Genomic DNA, 2,973 nt, shown 5'->3' on the forward strand with positions numbered 1-2,973 from the left:
TTTCAATAGGTGGCATCTTCCTACTCTCCCGCTTATGACAGCAGTACCATCGGCAGTGCGGGGCTTAACGACTCTGTTCGAAATGGTAGAGGTGAACACCCGCCTTAACTACACCAACCTAATTGACTCGTTCGATTTCTGCAACAGGCAGTCCTCAATATCGTGTGTCTTTTTTCCTACAGAGAAAGATTAGAATCCAATGCCATCAACCAACCAGGCCATCAACCAGCCAGACATAAAACATATCTCGTAAACACGCTTCCGGGGCCATTAGTACGGCTCGGCTAAAAGGCTCTCACCCCTGACACCTGCCGCCTATCCACGTCGTCGTCTACAACACCCCTTTATACCGGAACACTCATCTTCAGGCCAGTTTCGCACTTAGATGCTTTCAGCGCTTATCTGATCCCCACGTAGCTACTCAGCCATACCACCGGCATGATAACTGATCCGCCAGCGGTGAGTCCATCCCGGTCCTCTCGTACTAAGGACAGATCCCGTCAGTATTCCCACGCCCACCACAGATAGGGACCGAACTGTCTCACGACGTTCTGAACCCAGCTCGCGTGCCACTTTAATCGGCGAACAGCCGAACCCTTGGAACCTTCTCCAGCCCCAGGATGTGACGAGCCGACATCGAGGTGCCAAACCTCCCCGTCGATGTGAGCTCTTGGGGGAGATCAGCCTGTTATCCCCGGCGTACCTTTTATCCTTTGAGCGATGGCCCTTCCATGCGGAACCACCGGATCACTATACCCGACTTTCGTCCCAGATCGGCTTGTGGGCCTCACTGTCAAGCTGGCTTCTGCTATTGCACTCCCCTACCGATTACCGTCCGGTATGAGCCAACCTTGGGAAACCTCCGTTACCCTTTCGGAGGTGACCACCCCAGTCAAACTACCCACCAAACAAGGTCCGGATTCCTCCGTTAGAACGCCAGTAAGCCAAGGGCGGTATTTCAAGGTTGGATCCACGACGCCTGGCGACGCCACTTCAACTCCTCCCGCCTATCCTACACATGACTGACCGGCATTCAATGTTAAGCTGTAGTAAAGGTGCACGGGGTCTTTCCGTCCCGTGGCGGGTAAGCGGCATCTTCACCGCTACTACAATTTCACCGAACTCATGGTTGAGACAGTGCCCAGATCGTTACACCATTCGTGCAGGTCGGAACTTACCCGACAAGGAATTTCGCTACCTTAGGACCGTTATAGTTACGGCCGCCGTTTACTGGGGCTTCAGTTCAATGCTTTCCCTTGCGAGTAACATCCCCCCTTAACCTTCCAGCACCGGGCAGGTGTCAGACCCTATGCGTCAACTTTCATTTTGGCAGAGTCCTGTGTTTTTGGTAAACAGTCGCCTGGGCGTCTTCTCTGCAGCCTCCCATCGCTGAGTAGGCCCCCCTTATCCCGAAGTTACAGGGTAATTTTGCCGAGTTCCTTAACCATGATTCTTTCGCGCACCTTAGAATATTCTTCCCAGCTACCTGTGTCGGTTTACGGTACGGGTATCCACACGCTTAACGATTGCCCACTTTTCTTGGAAGCCCCTTCAGTCTTTCGCTTTGGCCGAAACCTCCGCTCAACGCCCTATTCCGTCAGGACCTAAAACCTCCGGCACTCCGTCATGAACGCTCCTGCGTAGATAGTGTGGGAATATTAACCCACTCCCCCTCAGATATCGCCCTTCAGCTTATCCTTAGACCCCGACTAACCCTCCGATGACTGCCATCGCGGAGGAAACCTTAGCTTTTCGGTGTGAGGAGTTCTCATCCTCATTCTCGTTACTTATGCCTACATTTGCTTTTCTAACCTCTCCACCAACGCTCACGCGTCAACTTCACTGATGTCAGAATGCTCTCCTACCACAACATGCTCTTGCATGTGTCCATATCTTCGGTGATGTGCTTGATGCCCGTTTATTATCGACGCCCGCCCCGCTCGACCAGTGAGCTGTTACGCACTCTTTAAAGGAATAGCTGCTTCCAAGCTAACCTCCTGGCTGTCTCAGCAGCCGGACCGCCTTTGTTCAACTTAGCACACACTTGGGGACCTTAGATGATGGTCTGGGTTGTTCCCCTCTCGGAGCAGGACCTTAGCACCCTGCCCCTCACTGCCACGCACCTCTCTGCGCATTCGGAGTTCATCAGAAGTTGGTAGGATGTGACTCCCCCGCATCCTGTTGGTCGCTCTACCTCACAGACAGTAACACGTAACGCTGTTCCTAAAAACATTTCGGAGAGTACGAGCTATTTCTCAGTTTGATTGGCCTTTCACCCCTATCCCCAGCTCATCCGGAAGCTTTTCAACGCTTATCGGTTCGGCCCTCCACGGTGTGTTACCACCCCTTCAGCCTGGCCAGGGATAGATCACCAAGTTTCGCGTCAACCCCCACTGACTAGACGCCCTGTTCAGACTCGCTTTCGCTTCGGATCCGTACGTCCACGTACTTAACCTCGCCAGTGACGGTTACTCGTAGGCTCATTATGCAAAAGGCACGCTGTCACGCCACGCTGGACGCTCCAACCGCTTGTAGGCGCCTGGTTTCAGGTTCTATTTCACCCGGGTACTCCCCGTACTTTTCACCTTTCCCTCACGGTACTCTGCGCTATCGGTCTTCTGATTGTATTTAGCCTTACCGGATGGTGCCGGCTGATTCAAAGGGAATTTCTCCGGTTCCCCCCTACTCAGGATCCCCAACCCACCAACGCCCTGACCCGTACGGGACTCTCACCCTCTATGGTTGACTTTCCCAAGTCATTTCAGTTCGATTGTTGGTTTGATGTCGGGTCCTACTACCCCGCCTACGCCGTAACGTAGATGGTTTGGGCTCTTCCCCGTTCGCTCGCCACTACTCAGGGAATCACAATTGTTTTCTCTTCCTGCGGGTACTTAGATGTTTCAGTTCGCCGCGTTTGCCCCTCGAAAGGTACTAGTTCTTCAAACTAGTGGGTTGCCCCATTCGGATACCAAC

At 53.2% G+C, this 2,973-nt stretch carries 1 rRNA gene and 1 other annotated feature (1 of these 2 only partly in view); the gene reads right to left on the reverse strand.

The features are described from left to right. Positions 1 to 7: 7 nt before the first annotated feature. Positions 8 to 118 (reverse strand): 5S ribosomal RNA (rrf, locus tag ACYU87_RS27465). A gap of 131 nt (positions 119 to 249) precedes the next feature. After that, positions 250 to 2,973: a sequence feature (most likely nonfunctional fraction of RNA operon), on the reverse strand (it continues 1,615 nt past the right edge of the window).

It is taken from the genome of Spirosoma lituiforme, from assembly GCF_054776635.1.